This window comes from Candidatus Villigracilis proximus, assembly GCF_016717045.1.
In the GTDB taxonomy this organism is placed as follows: Bacteria; Chloroflexota; Anaerolineae; order Anaerolineales; family Villigracilaceae; genus Villigracilis; species Villigracilis proximus.
Genome location: NZ_JADJUO010000001.1, coordinates 416,895 through 436,795 on the forward strand (window position 1 = coordinate 416,895; position 19,901 = coordinate 436,795).

A 19,901-nucleotide genomic window follows, 5' to 3' on the forward strand; every position below is an offset into this window, starting at 1 on the left:
CCTCGCAGGATTACCGCCTGCCTTGCGTAAGATCATGCGCTTAATGCTGCGCGAATTGCAAATGACCTACCCCAGATTGTGCGAAGCGATGGATTCCATGCCTGAAGCAGAGCGTCTCTCCCGTAACGATTTACAGGATACGCTTTCAACATTGACTCAGCAATTTTGGCTGATTCGGATCGGTGAAGGTGAGAAGGCCATTTATAAAGTAAATTTACGTCATGGAGCAGGTAGTACGCTGGCTTCTGGCATCTGGTCATCTCTGAACGCGAAATTAAAAGATAAACCAAAGACATTATTAAAAACGACGGGCGCGCCCGTCGTTTTTTATTATTATTTTTTTGGCTTCTTTTGCGTCAACTCAAAAAGCGCCATGGGCGCACTTTTCCCTTTTAGAGAAACTTCGCCGAGCAGGGAACACTCATACTTGGCTTCAATTGCTTTTTGCACATGCTCAGAGATAATGATCTGATTTTTTTGTGCGCGGCTCATCAACCGCGCCGTAGTGTTGACGGTGTCTCCCAGCACATTATATTCCCGTCGTCCGCGCGGATCACCAACTTCTGCCACGAAGGCCGGCCCGGTATTGATGCCAATCTGGCAATATACTTCGGGTTGAATGCTTCCAATGGTGGGAGCCTTGAAGTTCACAATATACTCACGGATGGCTACCGCCGCCGAAGCAGCGCGCATCTCGTCGTTGGTGTGGGCGGTGGGTACGCCAAAGTAAATTACGATATCTGAACCAGTAAGGTGATAGGTCACTTTCTTTAACACGCCGCCGCGGGATTCCACAACGGCATTGATGAATGAAAATGCCTTTGAATAGCTCATTGCAAGTTTGGTCTCTTCACCGGGCAGGGCACGGTCTGCCGCTTCGGGCAAGCCGATAAAGTTTATAAACATGATGGTCGGTCGTGAGAAATCAGGGTCGATCTTTCTCTCTGCCGCGCTTTCCACCAATAACGAAAGAACCGGTGACGGGATAAAGCTTGCCATGGGTTCAATGGAATCAAGAAGTTCTGTAATGCCTTCAAAAACTTCCTTCTTGTCGAACAAAATTCCGCTGGCTGCTATGCGTCGTCCCATGGGTGTAATTTCATATTCTCCCAGGTCTTCATCTTTCAGGTCGTCTTCAACCAGCATGTAATGTTTATCTTTGTCTTTTCCTTCTTCCGTAATCAGCTCGCCCGGCTCATAGCGGAATCGGTCTCCAATGCGCCCATATGCTGCAGGAGAAAGGTTTACCCGTTTGTTGCGGCCTTTACTTTCGGTTAATTTTGCTTTTTGAACGTCTTGTCCGAGCAGTACATGCTCCATGCGGCGCGGTGTCCCAATATCGGCAGTTAAGAATCTGCCGGAGTGAATGCCGATGCGCATTTCCAATGTGACCTCGCCGGTGGGGGTTTGGATCTTTGCAAACTCCTTCATGGCTCTTTGCATACGCAAACCGGCGCGCACCGCGCGTAATGTCTCATCATCTTTTTCGTTCTTCGGAAAAACCACAAGTAACGCATCCCCCGTAAACTCAACCAGGTCGCCGCCCGATTTGCTGATAATTGCGATCATGGCTGAAAAGTATTTTGTTAATTGGCTTAATAGATTTTCGGCGCCTTCCCGTCCCTTTGTAGAGTTGGCTTCAATTAATTTGGTAAAGCCTGCGAGGTCGGTGAACATCATCGTGCCGTATTGCCATTCGGGTTTTACAATGCCCGGCTTTAACTTGTTGAAGGAGATTTGCCGTGAAGTGTAATCATGTAAAATGCGCTGCAAGGTCCGCAGGTGTTTATGGACCTCGATCATGATCTCCATTGACGGGTTGCCCCACATGGATGCATACATTTCAGCCGGAAGTAATAGTCGCAACCGGTTTTCTATTGTAGTAAGCGGCGATTCTGGAAGCATGAAGTGCATTATACTTTGAAACTTATAATTGAATCATAAAACGAGCCGTCTTTTACAGACGGCTCGTTTTATGATTCGTGATGTGCCCTGTTATTTTTGAGACCAGACCGGCTCGCCGTCGTAGGAACCGATGGATGTAAGCCGTGAGAATTCCTGAGTTGGTACTGTGATCATAAAGTTCCATGTCGCCTTCAAATTGAGCCCGGAAAGCCAGTCGTAATCCTTCAGGCGACCAGACGGGTGAACCGTGTGGTTCAATACCCGGGTTGGAAAATTCAAGGACAGCGCCGTCTGCCAGATTGAAAACGTTGATTCCAAAGCCATTACTTTGTTTCGCTCTTGTTGCCAGTTTACTGCCATCCGGCGACCAGACCGGGGAACCGTAGTCTGATGGGTAGGTTGTCAGGCAGCGGCGATTGAGTCCATCGCGGCCGATCAGACACAGGTCGGAGAGTGTATCGGTATATGTTTTGAAAGCGATCATGCTTCCGTCTGGCGACCAGGCTGGAGCAGAGTCGGGAGCCGAGTTTGTCGTCAGTGTGGAAATGTTTACATTGAGATTGACCAGAAGAATATCCGCATTGCCGAAGCGGTTGCTGACAAATGCGATCTCGTTGGTTGTGGGCGACCAGGCCGGGCTGTTGTCTCCGGCAGGATCATTGGTCAAACGGATTTGGTTGGAACCGTCTGCATTTGCCATATAAATTTCAAAGTTGCCATCGCGAAATGATTCAAATGCAAGTTGTGTGCTGTCAGGAGACCAGGTCGGGGCAGTGTCTTTTTCCGGTGCATCGGTGACGCGTGTAATACTGAGCGAGATCAGGTCGAGCACGTAAATATCCATGTTGTTGTTGATAGTGGATTCGAATGCAACGCGAACCGTCAGGTGAAATACGGGGTTTGTATCTTCTGATCCGAAATTTGTGAGGCGTATTTGTTCTGTGCCGTCTGTGGTGCTTCTATATAAACTCATTTGCCCATCACGATTTGAGACGAAGATGATCTGCCCAATGGATCGGGGATCGGGGCTGGGGGCGGGGTTTCTTCAATAGGCGCCGTGGTGGCTGCGACGGTTGTGGCTGTTTGAGTTCAAGACCAGCTGCGCCGCCAAGAAGATCTGTGGTTGGGGTACATGCGCCCAGCAGACCAGCGAGGGAAAATAGAAACGTGACCGCCGCCAGTTTTTGAATTGAATTAAAACGAATTTTCATAAGTATGCCTTTGTAGAAGATTGCAAGAATTGAGAACCGCATCGATCAGGATCATCATTGAGTTGTCTGTGAGCGCGTTAAAAAAGCGGCATTTAATATCTCTGGAGTTTTACTTCTGAATATGAATTTTTGTAGCTGCTCAGTCAATTATTTACTTAGATGCTAAAGGCTTTTACCGTTTATCAGATGTCTGCTTTTGCGATGAACTCTTGCGAGACGATCGTTTTGGTTTGTAAAGGAAACCTTTTGGTTCTGACCTGAGTAGCTACGAATTTTTATACCCGCCTGCCCTTCTTTGCAAGCATTCGTATTATTAGTAGTTAATTTAATCCATTATGGGTCATGAGAATGGCAAAATAGCTTGCAATTTTGAAAGATTCTCCAAACAGGCTTCCGGAATATGTATCTTACGCTGCCACCGTGAAAAACCTCGCCGCCGGTAGGTAATAAGACGCAGATGTTTTGTACACAGAGAAAAATCTCTTAAAACTCAGCGAACCCGGCGACTTACTACCCTGTGGGCTGCAGCTCAAAATGGATTATCGAAGGCTCTGGTGCTAAAGGCAGCAACCCGGGTTATTTACTCTTTTTTTGTGTCTTTTAACTGCCTTGCCCTTAAAAGCGTAGCTTTATCTTTTAAGTCTTTGAAATATTTTGTCTCTGTGATCTCGGCCACCTGACGATTCCTGCGTGTTTCGTCGATCTCGATCTTGAGTTTGGCAATTTCCTGCCGTAGAGAGGCTTCGCGGATATAGCCGTCCAGCGCGGCGGTTGCAAGCAGCACCAGAGCTTCCAATACATCATCATCGGCAAATGGGACAATCTCGTTGGTCTCAGGATTTTTGGCGTTGATCAGTTGCAAAACACCGATCACCCTGCCATCTTTATTTTCAATAGGAATGGTCAGGAAGGATTTGGAATGATATTTTGTTTTGGCGTCAAACCCCTTCGTGCCTGAGAAATCAAATCCATCGGCTTGATAGGCATCTGATGTTGATGCGTTTATGCGTCAGAGCGGCGTGTGAAACAATATTGGCTCGATTTTCGCTTCCATCGGAATTAAATAAACGTACAGGAAAAAAAGTGATCTCATGTCCGCTTGTTCCGCCCATGTTCAGGTTGAGCGATGTGTTGCGCAGGATCACGAACTTGAGCGCGTCATGTTCCACCAGATACAGGGAGCCGGCATCGGCATGAGTAACAGATTGCGCTTCCACGACCAGGGTTTCAAGCAAACGATTAAAGTCTTTTTCAGCAGAAAGGGCAACGCCGATCGGTATCACTTTTCTCAGCAGACGCAGTTGGTTATCGCGAAATATTACACCGCGTGCCATGGCATCGAGCATGTGCGCCAATTGACCCAATTCCCCGCTGTCTTTTGCCAGATCACTTAATAGGTCAGATGTGTATTCTCCAGCCTCCACTGCGTGAACAGCTTGCATGATGCGCTTAAGTGGAGAATGTGAACTGATTATTGTTGAATTGAACATGATATATCCTGTAATTCTGAAAGTATACCACCAGGGAATAACCGGCTTCATAGAACTTTGCGATATACTACCCCCCATGCCACGGAAAAAAATCGGTCTTTTTGGCGGCACATTTGACCCGCCGCATATTGTTCATCTTATTCTTGCCAGCGAAGCCGCGTATCAATTTGGGCTTTCCCGTTTATATTGGATGCTGACTCCCGACCCGCCGCATAAGCAGACTCAAGCCATCACGCCATTCCCGCAGCGTTTGGAAATGCTGCAAATGGTCACAGTGGATAATCCCATATTTGAGATTTCGCGCCTCGAGATTGACCGCCCCGGTCCGCACTATACTGTCGACACTGTGCGGCTTCTCGCTGAACAACAACCGGACTCTGACATCGTATTGTTACTTGGCGGCGATTCACTGCGGGATTTACCCACCTGGCGCCTCCATATGGAACTGGTAGCTGGTGTTTCCAAAATCGGCGTGATGCGCCGCCCCGACAATTCCTTCGACATGTCCGCCCTCGAAGAAAAAATCCCCGGGCTGACGGGCAAGGTCGCATTCATTGATGCGCTGCTGCAAAATTTATCTTCGCGTGAAATACGACGCCGTGTAATAAGTGGAGAAGTGTATCGTTACTACGTCCACCCGGCTGTGTATGACTATATCGAAGCCAATCGTTTATATCGCAAAGAATAAATTTATAAAACAAGAGAGTCTGCTTGCTGTTGAGCAGACTCTTTCTTCTTTCCTCTTACTTCTTACTTTTCATTCCCTACGCATTCAAATGATAAGTATGGTATGCATTCTCGCATGGATTGCCCCAGGCGATATGCATCTCGCGCATGGTCAGGTCGATCACCAATGCGTTGATGGTTTTCTCACGGTCAAGAGGGTCGAGGCCGGCAATATTATGGTTGCAGATCGAATTCGGGATGTTGACATGATCCTGTTGGATGGCTTGTAAACTCTTGATCGTATGTTTCTCGGTTTGTTGCAGCAAACGCGAAGCGCGGAAGTAGCGCACACGCGATGAGAGTAATTCCTCGGGCGCTTTTTCCATTTGTTTCATTTGCGGGTCGAGGTAATGATTGGTATGTACCATGTGACCGTCATGCGCATATAAAATCTCAAATTTGCGTGCTGAAACTTCGATCGAATAGATCTCGCCGCTTTCGTGAACGAGAATATGGTTGTAACCTGCGGCACGCTGTTGTACGAGCGTGCGCCCGATGGCGCCCGAGATGCGGTGAGACGAGAGCACAGCGCGCGCCACCACGAGACGTGGAATGCCGATGCGTGAGTCGCTTGGGTATACAGAGTCAATTAGTTGGGCGATGCCATAAGCGTTGAATCCCACATTGGGCAGGAGCCCGCCATACGTCATGGCAAGAAACGGGGGTTCCTTATCCGGTTTGGCAGAGATGACGAATACGTCATTCTCATCTTCGGGGATCCAATCCTCATTATGCGCGGCCAGGACGTGACCATCTGCTGTGCGCTCTTCGTTGACGGCCATGCTGGTGCAGCGTGTGAGATGCAAAGCGTCGGTTGTGACTGCTTCCATCGCGTTGAGTACGACCACATCGGTGAAATCGACATTTGCACCTTCGGCAATGCCGCGCATTTCATCCACATATTGCGGGTAACGCTCTTCTGCGAAAGGCAGGTACTTGCGTGATTGGATCTGTGCGCCTTTCCAGGTGAGCTCAAGGCTGCTGTAGGCGGCATCAATTAGAACGCGTGCATTGGCTATGCTGTGTTGAACCTGTTCACGAGCGGCTTCGCCGATCTGGCGGCCCATTTCGTGATGCGTACCAGAAACCTCGATCAGAGGTGGGGGGGTGTTGTGGGCCGGGGTGTTCGGAATTTCGTGTTTAACCATGTTTTCCTCCATAATGAAAACCGCCCTGAGGGAAGTCCCCAGGGCGGGCGCATTATATCACGCGGATTTTGTTCTTCTATTTTACTGTGATATACAGTTTTGAAAACAGGTTTTTTTGTGTCTCGCAGGCTTCGATCAATTTGAAGCCTGCGAGACAGTAGATTTATTTATGAGGCGGGTGGAATTTCCACTACGGCAGGGAAGGCGCCAGGTGTAGACCCAGGCGCTGAACGGGTGCCAAACCATGTCATCGTTACACCGCCAATTGCGAACAGGGTAATGATGAAGGAGAGCAGCCAGCCAAAGCAGGGAATCAGGCCAATGAAGCCGACAACCAGCACCAGCAGGAATGTTCCAAAACCGGTGGAGAGGACGGGCGCCCAGGATTGATTGATGGCTTTCGTAAAACGGTCACCAACTTCCTGACCGAGCGCCACCATGCCAAACAACCATGCCAGCGGAATAAGCAGCGCAACCACGATTGCGACAGGGATTAAGATGAGCGTAACGATCATGATCAGCAAGGCAATCGGCATGACAAAAATTGCCAGCAAGCCAAAACTTCCGGCCATCAGGGGTTGGTGTGTGATGGCATCTGCTACACGTTCCAGTTGAGGTTGGAGGAAGAGAGTCAGCAACATGCCGATTGCGGCCACAGCCAGCGCGCGCCAGATCACACCTGTCACTTCCCAAAGCGGATTAAAGTTTATATTCGTATCCGGGGTGCTGGGAACATTCGGTGTATTGGGTACATTGGGGATGTTTGGCACGTCGGGAATATCGGTCAGGGGAGCGTTGTTGGTAATCTCGCCGCTGACTTCGGCTTTGGGGTCTTTTTCCACCTGGCCGCCGATGGTGGAGATATTGCCATTAACAACGGCGGTTTCAGTTAATATCACCTGTCCGCCGATCACAACAATATCACCATCTATGGTGTTTGAGATATTCACATTGCCGCCGATGATGGCGATTGAACCGGAGACCTTCCCGGAAATGGTCAGGTTGCCGCCGACTAGAAAAACGTCACCGTTGATGGTTGCATCTTCTTCGATCAACGCATTTCCGCCAATGACCGCCAGACTGCCATTCAGTATTTCATCGCTTTTCAGGGTGTAATTTTCACCCAGGATGAACACATCATTATTGTCCGGGCTTTGCGCATGTACACTGCTGACAGGCACAAATAAAAGTGTGAGTAACAGAAGAATGGTTATGAGTTTTGTTTTCATGCGGTAACTCCTTGCGGGGTATGGCTAAAACGCCAGATTGAAATTGTCCACAAAAGGCCAAGGCCACCCAGCGCAGATGCGAGTACCATCCAAACATAAGGCGGAATAAAATTTTGCAGAATATTGAATAGCACGGTTGTTGTTTCTGTCAGAGCTTTCATCGAGTTGACCACAAATAGAAAATAGCCGATGGACGCGGTGACCCATTCCACGGGTGCGGAGAAAAATGCGAACAGGTATGGCGCAGTCAACCAGCCCAGCAGCCCTACGCCGCTTATCAACAGCACGAACATGCCCCAGAGTCTGCGGCGGCGTTCTGCGATCTTTTGCGCGGCAAGCCGTTGTTGAAACCGCAGGGTAAACCCAGCCGCAGGTGCAGCCACAGGTGCAGAGCGCAGCGCCAGACCTGTCTCGGTGAGGGCGGTGCAGATTGTACAAGTCCGCAGGTGCAGATCAAGCTCACGCTTTTCAACGGGGGTTAGATTTTTATCGTTCAATAGCCATTCTTCAAAAGGCTGGTGATTCATAGGTTCTCCTTTCGGTATCGGCACGGTTTTCTTCCTCTTGCCATAATCCTGCCAGTTCTTTGCGTGAACGATGCAGGCGGCTCTTGACCGCACTGACTGTCAACCGCAGCGACTCGGCAATTTCTGCTTCTGAATAGTCGTACCAATATCTCATGATGATCGCAGCGCGATCGGTATCGTCCAAGTCCTTAAGGAGTGCATGAATTCGGGCGCGCATCTGCCCTTTGACAGTTTCAGCTTCGGGGTCGGGTGAATCGGGGTCGGGCAATTCAAACGTGTTGCCCTCGTCATCCTCCGCATCCATTGAAAACATCGAGAATTTTCGGCGCCGAAGTCTGTCTATGCAATAGTGTGCCGCAATAGACAGCAGCCAGGTCGCAAAAAGGCCGTTTCTGGTCATAGCGGTGCAAGTGTTGGAATGCGCGTAAAAACGTTTCCTGCGCGGCATCTTCTGCCAGATCAGGCTCGCCCAACATGCGATAACACAAGTTGAAAACAGGGTTTGATAGGTTTCAACGAGCTTTGTAAATGCCTCGTCGCTGCCTTGCCGGGCTTGTAGTACCCAGCTTTGTTCTTCGTTCACGCGTGCTCCTTAATCGGACTATCTACCTACTTTTACGCAGGACGGAGCGGAAGGTTGCACCCTATGGAGTTGACCAGCTTGCTGGTCGGTTTCATATCTAATGGACGTGCCCCCCTCCGCTTCCTTCGGGACCGAGAACCTGCTCCCATTTCCCAAGCGACTCAGCTCTTTGGGCAAAAAGAATGGCGATGACCGTTGTCAGCGGTACAGCTGCAATTAACCCGAGCGAGCCGACCAGCGTCCGCACCACTTCTTCTGCGATAAATGCAAAATTGATCAGATAGCCGAAATCTCCGCGTGCGAGTGAAAACAACAAAAGCATGGGAAGTGAAGCGCCTGCGTAAGCCAGCACCAACGTGTTGACCGTGGCCGCCACATGATCCTGTCCGATCCGCATGGCTGAGTTATATAGATCACGAAAGCCAAAATTTGGATTGGCATGAAAAAGTTCAAACACAGCCGAGGCTTGTGTAGTGACGAGGTCATCCAACACGCCCAGCGCGCCAATGATCATGCCGCCCAGCAAAAGTCCGCGCAGGTTAATGGGTGTTTCCATGGCTTGCATTAGGAACATCACATTTTCGTCGCCAGTGCCGTTTAACTTTGTGAGCACCACGAACAAGGCCGAGAGCGCGCCAGTCAGAAGCAAAACAAAGATCATACTGATGACTGCTGCATGTGTTTTCAAAGTCCAGCCGTAGGTCAGGTAGAGAGTCACACCGAGCAGAATGATCGAGCCGATAATGCTGACCCGCAGCGGATCTTCGCCGATCAGAATATGCGGAATGATGTAATCAATAATGACATATAAACTGAATGCCATGCTCAACAGCGCGCCGACACCTTTCCAACGGCTGATGAAAATGATGGCCGCCGCAAAAATAATGGTCAACCATAAGATCGGTGTCGTGCGGATAAAGTCTACAAAATAGGCGTTGACCACGTTCTCAGGCGTCTTACTGATGGAAATCATCACTTTGTTGCCAACCGCAAGATCGTATTCATCAGAACGTATCTGACGTTTGCCGTAATCAATTTCCATCACGATCCCGGCGTATTCGCCTTCGAGAATATTCACGCGCGCCACTTGATATTTTTGCATGTGACCGCCCATGTCAATTTCGCCTTCCTCGATGATCTGGGTCACTTCGGCGCGGACGGTATCTGAACCAAGCGTTGAAAATCCATCGCCGGGTAATTCAACCTGATTGAAATAAGGGAATGCAAAAAAGGCGGCAATCGCCGCCAAAATAAGAATGATCTGCCATTTGAATTGTTTCATTAACTACACCGTTTATCCTGATTCTAACTTTACGACCCCTGATTTTTGGTATCTGCGATTCTTCTATCAATTCCGTGGGCGTCGCTGCTCCGCAGCTTGGGCAAACAAATTTGTGCTCTGCCGGAGTGTAGGAGCGTGAACAAAATGGACAGGCGACCGGCATGGGTTCCTTGGGCACTTCACGGACAACATCACGGGTCACTTCGCGTGTTTCCACACGTGTTGTGCCTCTGCCGCTGCCAATGAATATGTTTCCACCTCCCACTCCGCTATTATTTGAAGAAGAGGAACCGGAAGAGGATTTCTTTCCCATGGCGCCAGCGGCCCCAAATAACGCTCCTCCAGCATTACTGCTTTTTGCAGACGGTTTTGAGGAGGAAGACTTGGATGAAGATTTACTTTTCGATGAAGAGCTTGATCCGCCCTTCGAATTGCCCAGTACAACGAACAAAACCGCCACGATCACAACTGCGGCAAGTGTCACGAACACAATAATGGCCGTCAAACGCAAGGCGCGTGGAATGTTGTATAGCTCGTATCCATAACTAAATAAAAAGACTCCGCCTACATAAAATGGAGACAGGATCGCCACTAAAACAGTACCGATATTTTCCGCCAATTTTCCTTCGAACCAGGTTTGATAGGCTATAAAAATGATCAGCGCCAAAGTTGCCAGCGCAATTAATCCGCCGGGGATAAGAATGTGCAGCGGCTTGCCGGGTTTGTCATCATCGTGATCGTAGTTAACGACTTCATGAGTCTTTGCGGAAACCTGCCGCGCGCGGTATTCAGATTGAGGCATGGGATTCTCCTTAATAAAAATAAATTTACCGATAAATCCTACTGATCCAGATCGCGCGCAATGGATTCCATCTGTGCCAGGATCGCGGGTACTTGTCCGCTGGGCACGTTGACGCGGTACATGTGGGTGAATCCATCGCCGATCATTACTTTTACTTTACGCCATGAAGCCAGTTGAGGTTGTATCTCACCTTGCGGCAGGAGTTGGATGGCCTGCGCCCATTGGGGGTGAGTCTGCTCATAGTCGCCGAGCAGGTCAACGGTCGAAGTGCGAATCGGGAAGAGGTGAGTTGCTTCCACCCAGCGTGCATCCTGTTCACTGTCTAACAGCCAGCGAATAAATAACCATGATGCGAGTTGTTCATTGTCTGTGGAATTTAAGATTACATATGAAGAACCGTAAATTAGCAGGGTGTCTTCGTTTTCACCGGGGAAGGAGATCACTTTCCATTGATCTGTGTTCTTGGCGCTTGCCATGGCGCGTGCAATATCGGGCAGGTCTTCCAGACTGGCGGTGACGAGCATGGCTTCGCGATTTGCAAACGCGTTAAAGGGCTCATTGTTTGCGGTTTGCCAGGCACAGCCAGTTTCAGAAAGTTCGCGCAAAAATTTGAAGGCCGCAATATTGTTTGGGGTCAGGAAACGATAATCACTGCCATCCAGAACGCCGCCTTCAAATGCCAGCAGCCATGCATACGCGGTCATGGGTTCGGTGTCCACCAGCCAGCCGCCCATAAAATCATTTTGAGCCGAGTCATCTTTTAACATGGCTTGTTGTGCGCGGCAGGCCTGCTGTTTGAAATCTTCGGGCGCATCAGGCGCAGAATCAAAACCCAATTCACCGGCCCATGTCTCATTCCAAAGTAAAAATCGCGCCGTGCGTTGCGCGGGGACTGCGACGCGTGCCACCCCGGTTGAATCCTGATTCCAAAATACAAAAGGAATATCGCTTGAGTTGATTCCGTACAATGGGTCTTCTGCGTAGGGTGTCAGGTCAGTCACAACGCCTTCTGCGTTCCACTCCAATGCGTGTTCCGGCAGCGCGATCACCAGATCAGGTTTCTCTGCCGTTGGCAGCGACGCGCTGACGCTTTCATATAAGTTCGTGAAATTAACCTGACTTTCCATTTTTACTTTAATGCCCCATTCATTTTCAGAATTAAATTCCTCGACGAAAGTATTCAGCAATCCCAATTCGACGCCATACCACGGCGCCCAGACTGTGATCTCCAGCCCGTTCAACGCTTCCTGCTTAACGTCCAATCTGGTTTGCGCTGCGACGGTTGATTCTGGCCTCGGCGTTTTTTCGCTTTCCTGTGTAGCGGTTGTTGCTGATTCACCGGCAGGTGTGACCGGTGTGCCGCACGCGGTAATGAGTATGGATATGATAAAGAGGATCGAAGGTAAATTTTTCATTGTGCCTAATTTTATACCAAACATCCCGATACAAGTCAGTTGCCTAAGCTTGATCGGGATTTGCTTGAATTGTGATTATGGTAGAAGGGCTGTAAACGGAACCGGCATGAAAACCAGAAGGAAGACAACGATCATGAAGAGCGCCAGCCCACGGCGGGTGGGGTCGAGTGTTGTGATCTGATCGAGCGGTTCGGCATTGACTCGTCCGAGCCAGAATAATAGCGCGGCCCAGATCCACCATCCGCTCCAGAAAAATCCCATCACAGCCAAAAGCCCGACGATAAATGGAAATGCCTTTTTAGCTTTATCGCCCAACAATGCATAGATCACATGTCCGCCATCAAGGGTACCAAGCGGAATAAGATTCAACGCTGTAACCAAAAGTCCTGTCCAGCCTGCAAAAGCCACTGGGTGAATGAGTACATCCAATCCGCCAACGGGAATGGGCTGCCCGGTGAAGAAATATCGCAGCCAGTACAGAATTCCCTGCGGCTCTACGGGAGAGGGAAGCAGTTGCCCAAAAGTGACATACTTGGCAAACAAATAAAACAGAGAGTTTCCTTCAAGTGAAATGCCGCAGGCCGAAAGTGCGAGTGGCTGCACAGTGGAAAGTGACAATCCAAAAAAGAGCACCGGAATAGCCACGACCAACCCTGCAATCGGACCGGTTACGCCGATATCGAACAGCACTCGTTTGTTCTTTGGCGTGCCGCGCATGATGATCGCTGCGCCCATCGTCCCCAGCGGACTAAAAGGGAAGGGAATGAAATATGGCAGTGTGGCGGGAGTTTTATGGTGGCGGCTCATGAAATAGTGACCCAGCTCATGCGATAACAAAATGCCCATCAAGCTCACTGCAAAAGGCCAGCCTGTCAAAATATGCTTGAACATATACAGGATCGCCTGCGCTGCGTTATTGCATAATTCAACCGGAGTGTTTACCCCTGCGAGCATCACGCTGAATACCGTCAATACGAAAAGGATAATGTTCGTATTGATATTATCTTTTTTGGGTTCAGGAGGCTTGGGCGCAAGATAAATCACCTGGCGGTCTTCTTCGATTCTGAAGAGGGGGATGACTCCGTATGGGATGAGCAGATCAGCTAACAGGTCATAGAGCGAAGCGGAGTCTTCATCCACTAATTGGCCGCGATAACGGACGAAGTATCCCTTGTTGGGATCCATGCTGGTCACATCTTCAATGCGGAAGACGCGGGCCACAAGTGTATTTAAGATTTCAATTTCGGGGATGGACATTATTCTCCTTAAAAAGACTTCGGAAGTCTTTTTTACGACTCAATGCCGTGCATTCTGAAAAGACTTCCGAAGCATGTACCAGGCGGGAGTGGATGGGAGTCGAACCCACCGCGGCCCGCAACGCGACCCGCCACAGGTGTTGAAGACCAGGAGACCCACCGGGACCTAACCACTCCCGTTTGCAAGGATAACCGAGAGAAGATGGATGCGCAAGTGAGCGAATTTATATTTGATAATTTTCGAGGAAGGGCGGCATGGGAACTGAGTTGGGTGCGAATATAAAAAATGAGGCGATCACGATCACCATGCATACCACGCACATGAAAACAAATCCCCCGATCATGATACCGATCCATGCCATTGGGCGGCCTGAATGATTATGCCTGCGGATTCTATTCAATGAAATAAATCCGAATAGCAGCGCAAGCAAACCAAGCAATAGACTCGCCGGAAAACAAAGAATTCCTGTGAACGGAATGGGAAGCAAGCCGGTGCAAAATGAGATGAGAGTCAAGATCCCAAAGAGCAGGCTTAAAATGGATTGAGTATTAATTGGAGGTGTATTAATTTCTTCGCCCGGATTCATAAATGCGTGCTATCCATTGTCTTTTGAATAATGATTTTTCCACCGTGTTTTCTGCGCGCTTCGCGGTCAGCGTCCTAACTCTTATTCTTACTTAAATGTACGGTAGAGAAATAATAATAAAAATAAAACCGTCCCATGAAAGGACGGTTCTATTATGCTGTCGGGGCGAGAGGATTCGAACCTCCGACCTCTTGCACCCCATGCAAGCGCGCTAGCCGGACTGCGCCACGCCCCGATTGAGCGAACCGGATTATAGCCGTGTTTCACCATTCTGGCAAATCGAATTTTATGCTGCCGGTTCTCACAATGCCGGTTTTATTTATGCTAAAATAGATATATTGGAGTTGACCCATGTCAGATATGATTGAAGTAATTATTGATAGTATCCGTGTTCATCTAATGACGCCGCAGCGCGTTGTCGTGCTTAAGCAGGTTACGACAGAACGTTACCTTACCATTTGGGTCGGGCCTTATGAAGCAGAAGCGATCACTGTCGCTTTGCAGGAAGTTGAGATGGCCCGTCCGCTCACTCACGCCCTGCTTAAAAATATTTTTAGCGCATTTAACGCACGTATTACCCGGGTGGAGATCATTCGTTTGCAGGATGATGTCTTCTTTGGGAATATCGTCGCTGAGGCAGATGGCCGTGAAGTGATCATTGACTCGCGCCCGTCAGATGCGATCGCAATTGCGGTCCGTGCGCATGTGCCGATCTTTGTCCATGAGAGTGTGATGGAAACAGCAGGTATGATGCCCGATCAGGATATGCCGGATACAACAACTGCTGCCCCCGCCAAAAAAGCGCCGCCAGTTCCATTGACTGATGAAGGAAACGACAGACTGTCTGTTTTTAAGGACTTCATAGACAAACTCGATATAGATAACCCCGACAAAGATAAACCCGAATCGCCCTTAACCTAAAATTGATACAATTCAATGACTGATTATTTCCCCGAACCACCCCCGTATGGGGAGGATAATTCTGCCGCCCCTGCCAGCCCAGCGCCAACGCTAGTACCGCATAGCCGAGAAGCTGAGGAAGCCGTTGTAGGGGCGGTATTGATTAATCCCGAAGCCTACTATGACGTCGCTCAATTCCTTGATGCGGATGATTTTTATATTCACCGCAATAAATGGGTTTGGGAGGCATTCGTGCGTTTGCACGAGCAGCGCATCCCGGTTGACCTGCTGACCTTATCAGAAGAACTTGATCGTTCCAGTCAACTGGCTGAGGTGGGTGGGTCTGCTTATTTAACTTCACTGATCAGTCAGGTACCTTCCTCGCTCAACGCGGAATCCTATGGCCGCATCGTTGAGGGACATTCCATTCGGCGCAAAATGATCAACGCCGCGAATAAGATCGCGTCTGTTGCTTATAACGAAGCATCTACTGTGGATGAGGTAATGAATGAAGCGGAGAAGGCTGTCTTTAACGTCAGCGAGCGCCGCCTCAAACATGACCTGCTGCCGATCTCTGCTGTATTAAGCGATTACTACGACCGGATCGATGACCTTGCCAAACGTCCAAATGAAATTCATGGTGTGCCGACCGGTTTTATTGACCTTGATAAATTACTGACAGGCTTGCAGCCCTCAGATCTGCTGATCATTGCGGGCCGCCCCGGTCAGGGTAAAACCGGCTTCATGCTTTCGATTGCCAAGAATGCATCCCTGACACACAAGAAACATGTTGCTATCTTTTCATTGGAAATGTCAAATGAGCAGGTGGTTCAGCGTTTGATCGCACAGGAAACCGGCATCGACTCGCAGCGCCTGCGGAATGGTCAACTGTTGGAGCATGAATGGCCGTTGTTCACGCATGCCATTGAAGTTTTTTCAGACACACATATTTATCTGGATGACACGCCCGCCATTACCCCGTTGCAGCTTCGGACCAAGTGCCGCCGTTTGCATATGGAATACGGCATTGACCTGATCATCATTGATTATTTGCAGTTGATGGGCGGTGATACACGCAACGATAACCGCGTGCAGGAAGTTTCACACATCTCACGCAGCTTGAAGGTGCTGGCGCGTGAACTGAATGTGCCGGTCTTGACGGGTGCGCAGCTATCGCGTGCGGTTGAGCAGCGCACAGACAAACGCCCCGTGCTTTCTGATCTGCGTGAATCCGGTTCTTTGGAACAGGATGCCGACATTGTGATGTTTATTTATCGTCCCGATCAATATGAAAAGGATTCAGATAGACAGAATATCGCCCAGATCATTGTCGCAAAACATCGTAATGGTCCCGTGGGAGAAGTAGATTTGATCTTCCGTGGTGCGTTGGCGAAGTTTGAAAACGCGGCGACAAAAGTATTCAGGCCGAACGAGTAGAAGATAAGGATGAATGATGAAGGATAAATAAAACCTTCGTCCGCTTTCAGCCGACATTCAAAAAACTATGTCTACCTTCACTGGTTTTACCTCCTCTGAAACATTCACGCAGATCCCTGATTCGTTTATTCATCTTTTAAAAGAGATCGATGATGCGGCAGAGTTAAAAGTCACGTTGTACGCGCTCTGGCGTATTGAGCATATGGAAGGTTCGTTCCGTGCCTTGCGTGAAGCGGATTTCGAGACTGAGTCGCTTGGGATGGATGTTAAGAAGATCAAGCTCGGGCTGGGAAAAGCCGTGAAGCGCGGCACCCTGCTCAGGTCCACGAAGGATGCGGATGCTTTTTATTTCCTCAACTCTCCGCGCGGACGTTTATCCGCTGAGACGTTTGCAAAAGGCAATCTGCCGGAGTCTGTAAAAAATATTTCTGCATCTCCGATGGCGCAGCCAAATGCTTTTAAATTATATGAACAGAACATTGGCCCGTTGACGCCGTTGATCGCCGACACGTTGAAGGATGCGGAGGAAATTTATTCGCAGGAATGGCTCGCGGATGCGATCAAGCTGGCCGCTGAAAATAACAAGCGCAGTTGGAAATATATAGAAGCGATTTTAAAACGCTGGAAGGAAGAAGGCCGTGCCGAAAAGCAAGATAGACGAAACAATAAAAAAGATGGCCAGCAGGGCATCAGCCGAAAGATCGAGCAGCTCCGCAGCCATCGGCAAGAAATGATCTGCCGGGCGACCCGAATTGTCCGCATTGTCAGGGCGTGGGATATTTGCGTCATGATGTGTCGCCAGGGCACCCTGATTTTGGAAAACTGGAGATCTGTGTTTGCCGCCGTGCAACGGTGACTGATGGTGTGCGTGAACGTTTGTTCGCGATGAGTCACCTTGATGAATTAAAAGAGTTGACCTTTGAGAAATTTAAATTACGCGGCCGCAAGGGACTCGGTGACATGCAGGCGCGTTCGATCGAGCAGGCCTTTAATCAGGCGCGGCATTATTCGCAAAACGGAAACGGCTGGCTGCTGCTGCAAGGCGGATATGGCTGCGGCAAGACACATCTGGCGGCGGCCATCGCAAACTTTGCGGTGAGCATGGGCGTGCCAACTTTATTTTTGACTGTGCCCGATCTGCTGGATGCATTGCGCTTTGCGTATGGTTCTGAAGATACAACCTTTGAAGAGCGCTTTGACCAGATCCGAAATGCGCGACTTTTGGTGCTTGATGATTTCGGCACGCAAAATGCCACCGGCTGGGCGCAGGAAAAATTATTTCAGATCATTAATTATCGCTACATTAACAAACTTTCAACAGTCATCACTACTAATCTGACTCTGGATGAAATCGAGGCGCGGATCCGCTCGCGCCTTTCAGACCCTGAGTTGGTGAGTCTGGTGCGCATGTCTGCGCCGGATTATCGCCGTCCGATGGAAGACACCAGTCATCCGGAATTGTCATCGCTTGATCTTTTATCGAGCAAGACCTTCGGAACTTTTGAAGAACGCATCGGTGAGAAACTCGCGGCGGAAGAAATGAAGTCGCTGCAAAAGGCGATCAAGGTTTCGCACGCTTTTTCTGAGAAGCCCAAAGGCTGGCTGGTCTTTGAAGGGACATACGGCTGCGGCAAGACTCATCTCGCGGCGGCGATTGCAAATTATCGTGCCGGTCTGGGTGACCCTCCGTTGTTCGTGATGGTGCCCGACCTGCTTGACCATTTGCGTGCGGCGTTCAGTCCCAACTCTGGCACAAGTTATGATCGCCGCTTCGATGAGGTGCGTACGGCGTCGCTGCTGATCCTTGATGATCTGGGCGCGCAATCTGCCACGCCGTGGGCGCGCGAGAAGTTACATCAATTGTTGAATTATCGCTATAATGCGGAACTGCCTACGGTCATTACGCTTGCCAAGGAAAATCTCGATCAGGGACTTGTGGACGAGCGCATCATCACCCGTATGTTGGATGAACGCATCTGCGATTATCTGGAGATCAAAGCTCCCGCCTATCAAGGGAAGGGGAAGCGGCGGCCGGTAAGAAAATAGTCATCCTGCCATCTGCTTAGAGTAATGGGTATCAATTTTCAGAAACAACCTGTTTTGCAGGTTGTTTTTTTATTTAAGGTGAATAATGGATAAGCTAAAACTGGTCTGGAACCGCTATTTCTAACCGCAGAGGCGCAGAGAACGCCGAGAAAACCGGTTAAAAGCTCTGTGAACTCCGCGCCTCTGCGGTGAAAATTCCTTATCCATTATTGACGTTTCTAAAACACAATCCCTTGGCTCCATTAAAATCTTCAACGTGGTTGAAAACTCCTATCAAGTGCCCATCTAGATTCATCAGGTCAGCTGGTTTATAAACCAGACAATTAAGACGAATAAGACAAAAAATCACAGATAAGGACAAGAAACGAATGTTACCCTCTTATTTACTTTCTCTGCGTGAAGGTTTGGAAGCTGCGCTTATTATCGGAATTGTGCTGGGCGCACTGCGCAAGATCCGCCGTACTGACCTTGCCCCCGCGCTTTGGCTGGGTGTGATGGCCGCGGTTGGTGTTAGCGTGCTGGCTGCTGTTTTGCTGACGCTTTTTGGTTTGAGCCTCGAAGGTTCTGCTGAAAAAATTTATGAAGGCATCACCATGTTCCTTGCGGCAGGCATCCTGACCTGGATGATCTTCTGGATGAGCGGACAGGCAAGACATCTCAAAGGTGAGCTCGAAGACGGTGTGAACAAAGCCGCCGCCGGACACGAAGCTGGCAAACGTTCCATTTTCTGGCTGGCTTTTATTGCTGTGGTACGTGAAGGCGTGGAACTTGCACTCTTCATCACGGCTGCATTTTTCGCCGGCAATAACGAACAGATTGGCGTCAACACCATTCAAACGCTGGCCGGTGTTGTGCTTGGTTTGGGTACATCCATTTTGCTTGGCTGGTCATTGCTTGCCACCACAGTCCGCCTGGATTTGCGCCGCTTCTTTCAGATCACAGGCTTGCTTCTCATTCTCTTTGCTGCCGGGCTTGTCGCGCATGGTATTCATGAATTCAACGAGATCAATTGGATTCCGTCCGTTGTTGAACATGTTTGGGATATGAACACCTATGTTGACGAAACCTCAGTCTTCGGTGAGCTGCTCAAAACTCTCTTCGGTTACAACGGCAACCCTTCCTTAACTGAAATGATCGGCTACTTTGGATATCTGCTGATCGTAACTTTCCTCTTCACCCGCAACACCTCGGCCAGCAAGAGCGATGTAAAAGCCGCTCAGCCACAGGCATAATTTTTCAACTGAAATTTATAAAGTCAGGTTTCACATCTTCCAAGATGTGAAACCTGACTTTTTGTTTTAAAGCCGCTTGTCCTCGCCCCCCCGCCGAGCCCCGGCTTCTCCCGGCGGATTTTTCG

20 protein-coding genes and 2 tRNA genes are annotated in these 19,901 nt (G+C 49.4%); 6 read left to right on the forward strand and 16 right to left on the reverse strand.

Going from position 1 to position 19,901, the window contains the following annotated elements; all coding sequences use genetic code 11:
• Nucleotides 1-333 precede the first annotated feature (333 nt).
• The 5 genes from IPL71_RS02210 to IPL71_RS02230 all read right to left on the reverse strand — a co-directional run bounded on the left by IPL71_RS02210 (nucleotide 334) and on the right by IPL71_RS02230 (nucleotide 4,606).
• Entirely contained in the window at nucleotides 334-1,866 is a 1,533-nt protein-coding gene (locus IPL71_RS02210; protein ID WP_345318431.1) for an adenylate/guanylate cyclase domain-containing protein, read from the reverse strand.
• A 91-nt stretch (nucleotides 1,867-1,957) separates the two neighbouring features.
• Nucleotides 1,958-2,878, reverse strand: coding sequence for a TolB family protein (locus IPL71_RS02215; RefSeq protein ID WP_345318432.1), 921 nt, complete (start codon nucleotides 2,876-2,878; stop codon nucleotides 1,958-1,960).
• Between the two features lie 7 nt (nucleotides 2,879-2,885).
• The gene (locus IPL71_RS02220) at nucleotides 2,886-3,116 is read right to left on the reverse strand and encodes a hypothetical protein (protein ID WP_345318433.1); all 231 of its coding nucleotides are present in this window, start codon (nucleotides 3,114-3,116) and stop codon (nucleotides 2,886-2,888) included.
• Nucleotides 3,117-3,696: 580 nt separating this feature from the next.
• Nucleotides 3,697-4,122 carry a GAF domain-containing protein gene (locus tag IPL71_RS02225; RefSeq protein WP_345318792.1) on the reverse strand — a complete coding sequence of 142 codons (426 nt, stop codon included), beginning with the start codon at nucleotides 4,120-4,122 and terminating at the stop codon, nucleotides 3,697-3,699.
• A complete protein-coding gene (locus tag IPL71_RS02230) occupies nucleotides 4,079-4,606 on the reverse strand; it encodes a HAMP domain-containing protein (RefSeq protein ID WP_345318434.1) in 528 nt (175 codons plus the stop codon). Before IPL71_RS02230 ends, IPL71_RS02225 begins: the two co-directional genes overlap by 44 nt.
• A gap of 76 nt (nucleotides 4,607-4,682) precedes the next feature.
• On the opposite strand from IPL71_RS02230, the gene nadD reads away from it, so the two are divergent.
• On the forward strand, nucleotides 4,683-5,294 hold the full coding sequence (nadD, locus tag IPL71_RS02235; protein ID WP_345318436.1) for a nicotinate-nucleotide adenylyltransferase: 612 nt from the start codon (nucleotides 4,683-4,685) through the stop codon (nucleotides 5,292-5,294).
• Nucleotides 5,295-5,370: 76 nt separating this feature from the next.
• Here nadD and IPL71_RS02240 read toward each other — a convergent pair whose 3' ends face one another.
• The 11 genes from IPL71_RS02240 to IPL71_RS02290 form a co-directional block, all read right to left on the reverse strand.
• On the reverse strand, nucleotides 5,371-6,480 hold the full coding sequence (locus tag IPL71_RS02240) for a C45 family autoproteolytic acyltransferase/hydrolase (protein ID WP_345318438.1): 1,110 nt from the start codon (nucleotides 6,478-6,480) through the stop codon (nucleotides 5,371-5,373).
• A 167-nt stretch (nucleotides 6,481-6,647) separates the two neighbouring features.
• Nucleotides 6,648-7,709, reverse strand: coding sequence for a bactofilin family protein (locus IPL71_RS02245; protein ID WP_345318443.1), 1,062 nt, complete (start codon nucleotides 7,707-7,709; stop codon nucleotides 6,648-6,650).
• Complete coding sequence (locus tag IPL71_RS02250) at nucleotides 7,706-8,236, reverse strand: anti-sigma factor family protein (RefSeq protein WP_345318446.1); 531 nt, start codon at nucleotides 8,234-8,236, stop codon at nucleotides 7,706-7,708. Before IPL71_RS02250 ends, IPL71_RS02245 begins: the two co-directional genes overlap by 4 nt.
• Nucleotides 8,217-8,819: an RNA polymerase sigma factor gene (locus tag IPL71_RS02255; protein ID WP_345318448.1), complete on the reverse strand. Its 603-nt coding sequence runs from the start codon at nucleotides 8,817-8,819 to the stop codon at nucleotides 8,217-8,219. Before IPL71_RS02255 ends, IPL71_RS02250 begins: the two co-directional genes overlap by 20 nt.
• Nucleotides 8,820-8,916: 97 nt before the next feature.
• Complete coding sequence (locus IPL71_RS02260) at nucleotides 8,917-10,101, reverse strand: YibE/F family protein (protein ID WP_345318450.1); 1,185 nt, start codon at nucleotides 10,099-10,101, stop codon at nucleotides 8,917-8,919.
• Entirely contained in the window at nucleotides 10,019-10,903 is an 885-nt protein-coding gene (locus tag IPL71_RS02265; protein WP_345318451.1) for a hypothetical protein, read from the reverse strand. Before IPL71_RS02265 ends, IPL71_RS02260 begins: the two co-directional genes overlap by 83 nt.
• 38 nt (nucleotides 10,904-10,941) lie before the next feature.
• Nucleotides 10,942-12,318 carry an extracellular solute-binding protein gene (locus IPL71_RS02270; RefSeq protein ID WP_345318452.1) on the reverse strand — a complete coding sequence of 459 codons (1,377 nt, stop codon included), beginning with the start codon at nucleotides 12,316-12,318 and terminating at the stop codon, nucleotides 10,942-10,944.
• A 75-nt stretch (nucleotides 12,319-12,393) separates the two neighbouring features.
• Nucleotides 12,394-13,575: a site-2 protease family protein gene (locus IPL71_RS02275; protein WP_345318453.1), complete on the reverse strand. Its 1,182-nt coding sequence runs from the start codon at nucleotides 13,573-13,575 to the stop codon at nucleotides 12,394-12,396.
• Between the two features lie 83 nt (nucleotides 13,576-13,658).
• A tRNA-Sec gene (locus tag IPL71_RS02280) sits at nucleotides 13,659-13,752 on the reverse strand.
• A 46-nt stretch (nucleotides 13,753-13,798) separates the two neighbouring features.
• Nucleotides 13,799-14,161, reverse strand: coding sequence for a DUF4190 domain-containing protein (locus IPL71_RS02285; RefSeq protein ID WP_345318455.1), 363 nt, complete (start codon nucleotides 14,159-14,161; stop codon nucleotides 13,799-13,801).
• A gap of 160 nt (nucleotides 14,162-14,321) precedes the next feature.
• Nucleotides 14,322-14,396 (reverse strand) — tRNA-Pro (locus tag IPL71_RS02290).
• Between the two features lie 116 nt (nucleotides 14,397-14,512).
• Here IPL71_RS02290 and IPL71_RS02295 point away from each other — a divergent pair.
• The 5 genes from IPL71_RS02295 to IPL71_RS02315 all read left to right on the forward strand — a co-directional run bounded on the left by IPL71_RS02295 (nucleotide 14,513) and on the right by IPL71_RS02315 (nucleotide 19,776).
• Nucleotides 14,513-15,082, forward strand: a complete 570-nt coding sequence (locus IPL71_RS02295; protein ID WP_345318456.1) for a bifunctional nuclease family protein — start codon at nucleotides 14,513-14,515, stop codon at nucleotides 15,080-15,082.
• Between the two features lie 15 nt (nucleotides 15,083-15,097).
• Nucleotides 15,098-16,498, forward strand: a complete 1,401-nt coding sequence (gene dnaB, locus IPL71_RS02300; protein ID WP_345318458.1) for a replicative DNA helicase — start codon at nucleotides 15,098-15,100, stop codon at nucleotides 16,496-16,498.
• A 67-nt stretch (nucleotides 16,499-16,565) separates the two neighbouring features.
• Nucleotides 16,566-17,354, forward strand: coding sequence for a DnaD domain-containing protein (locus tag IPL71_RS02305; protein WP_345318460.1), 789 nt, complete (start codon nucleotides 16,566-16,568; stop codon nucleotides 17,352-17,354).
• Nucleotides 17,355-17,362: 8 nt separating this feature from the next.
• Nucleotides 17,363-18,544 (forward strand): ATP-binding protein, encoded by a 1,182-nt coding sequence (locus IPL71_RS02310; protein WP_345318462.1) that lies wholly within the window; start codon nucleotides 17,363-17,365, stop codon nucleotides 18,542-18,544.
• Between the two features lie 368 nt (nucleotides 18,545-18,912).
• The gene (locus tag IPL71_RS02315) at nucleotides 18,913-19,776 is read left to right on the forward strand and encodes an FTR1 family iron permease (protein WP_345318464.1); all 864 of its coding nucleotides are present in this window, start codon (nucleotides 18,913-18,915) and stop codon (nucleotides 19,774-19,776) included.
• Nucleotides 19,777-19,901: the final 125 nt, after the last annotated feature.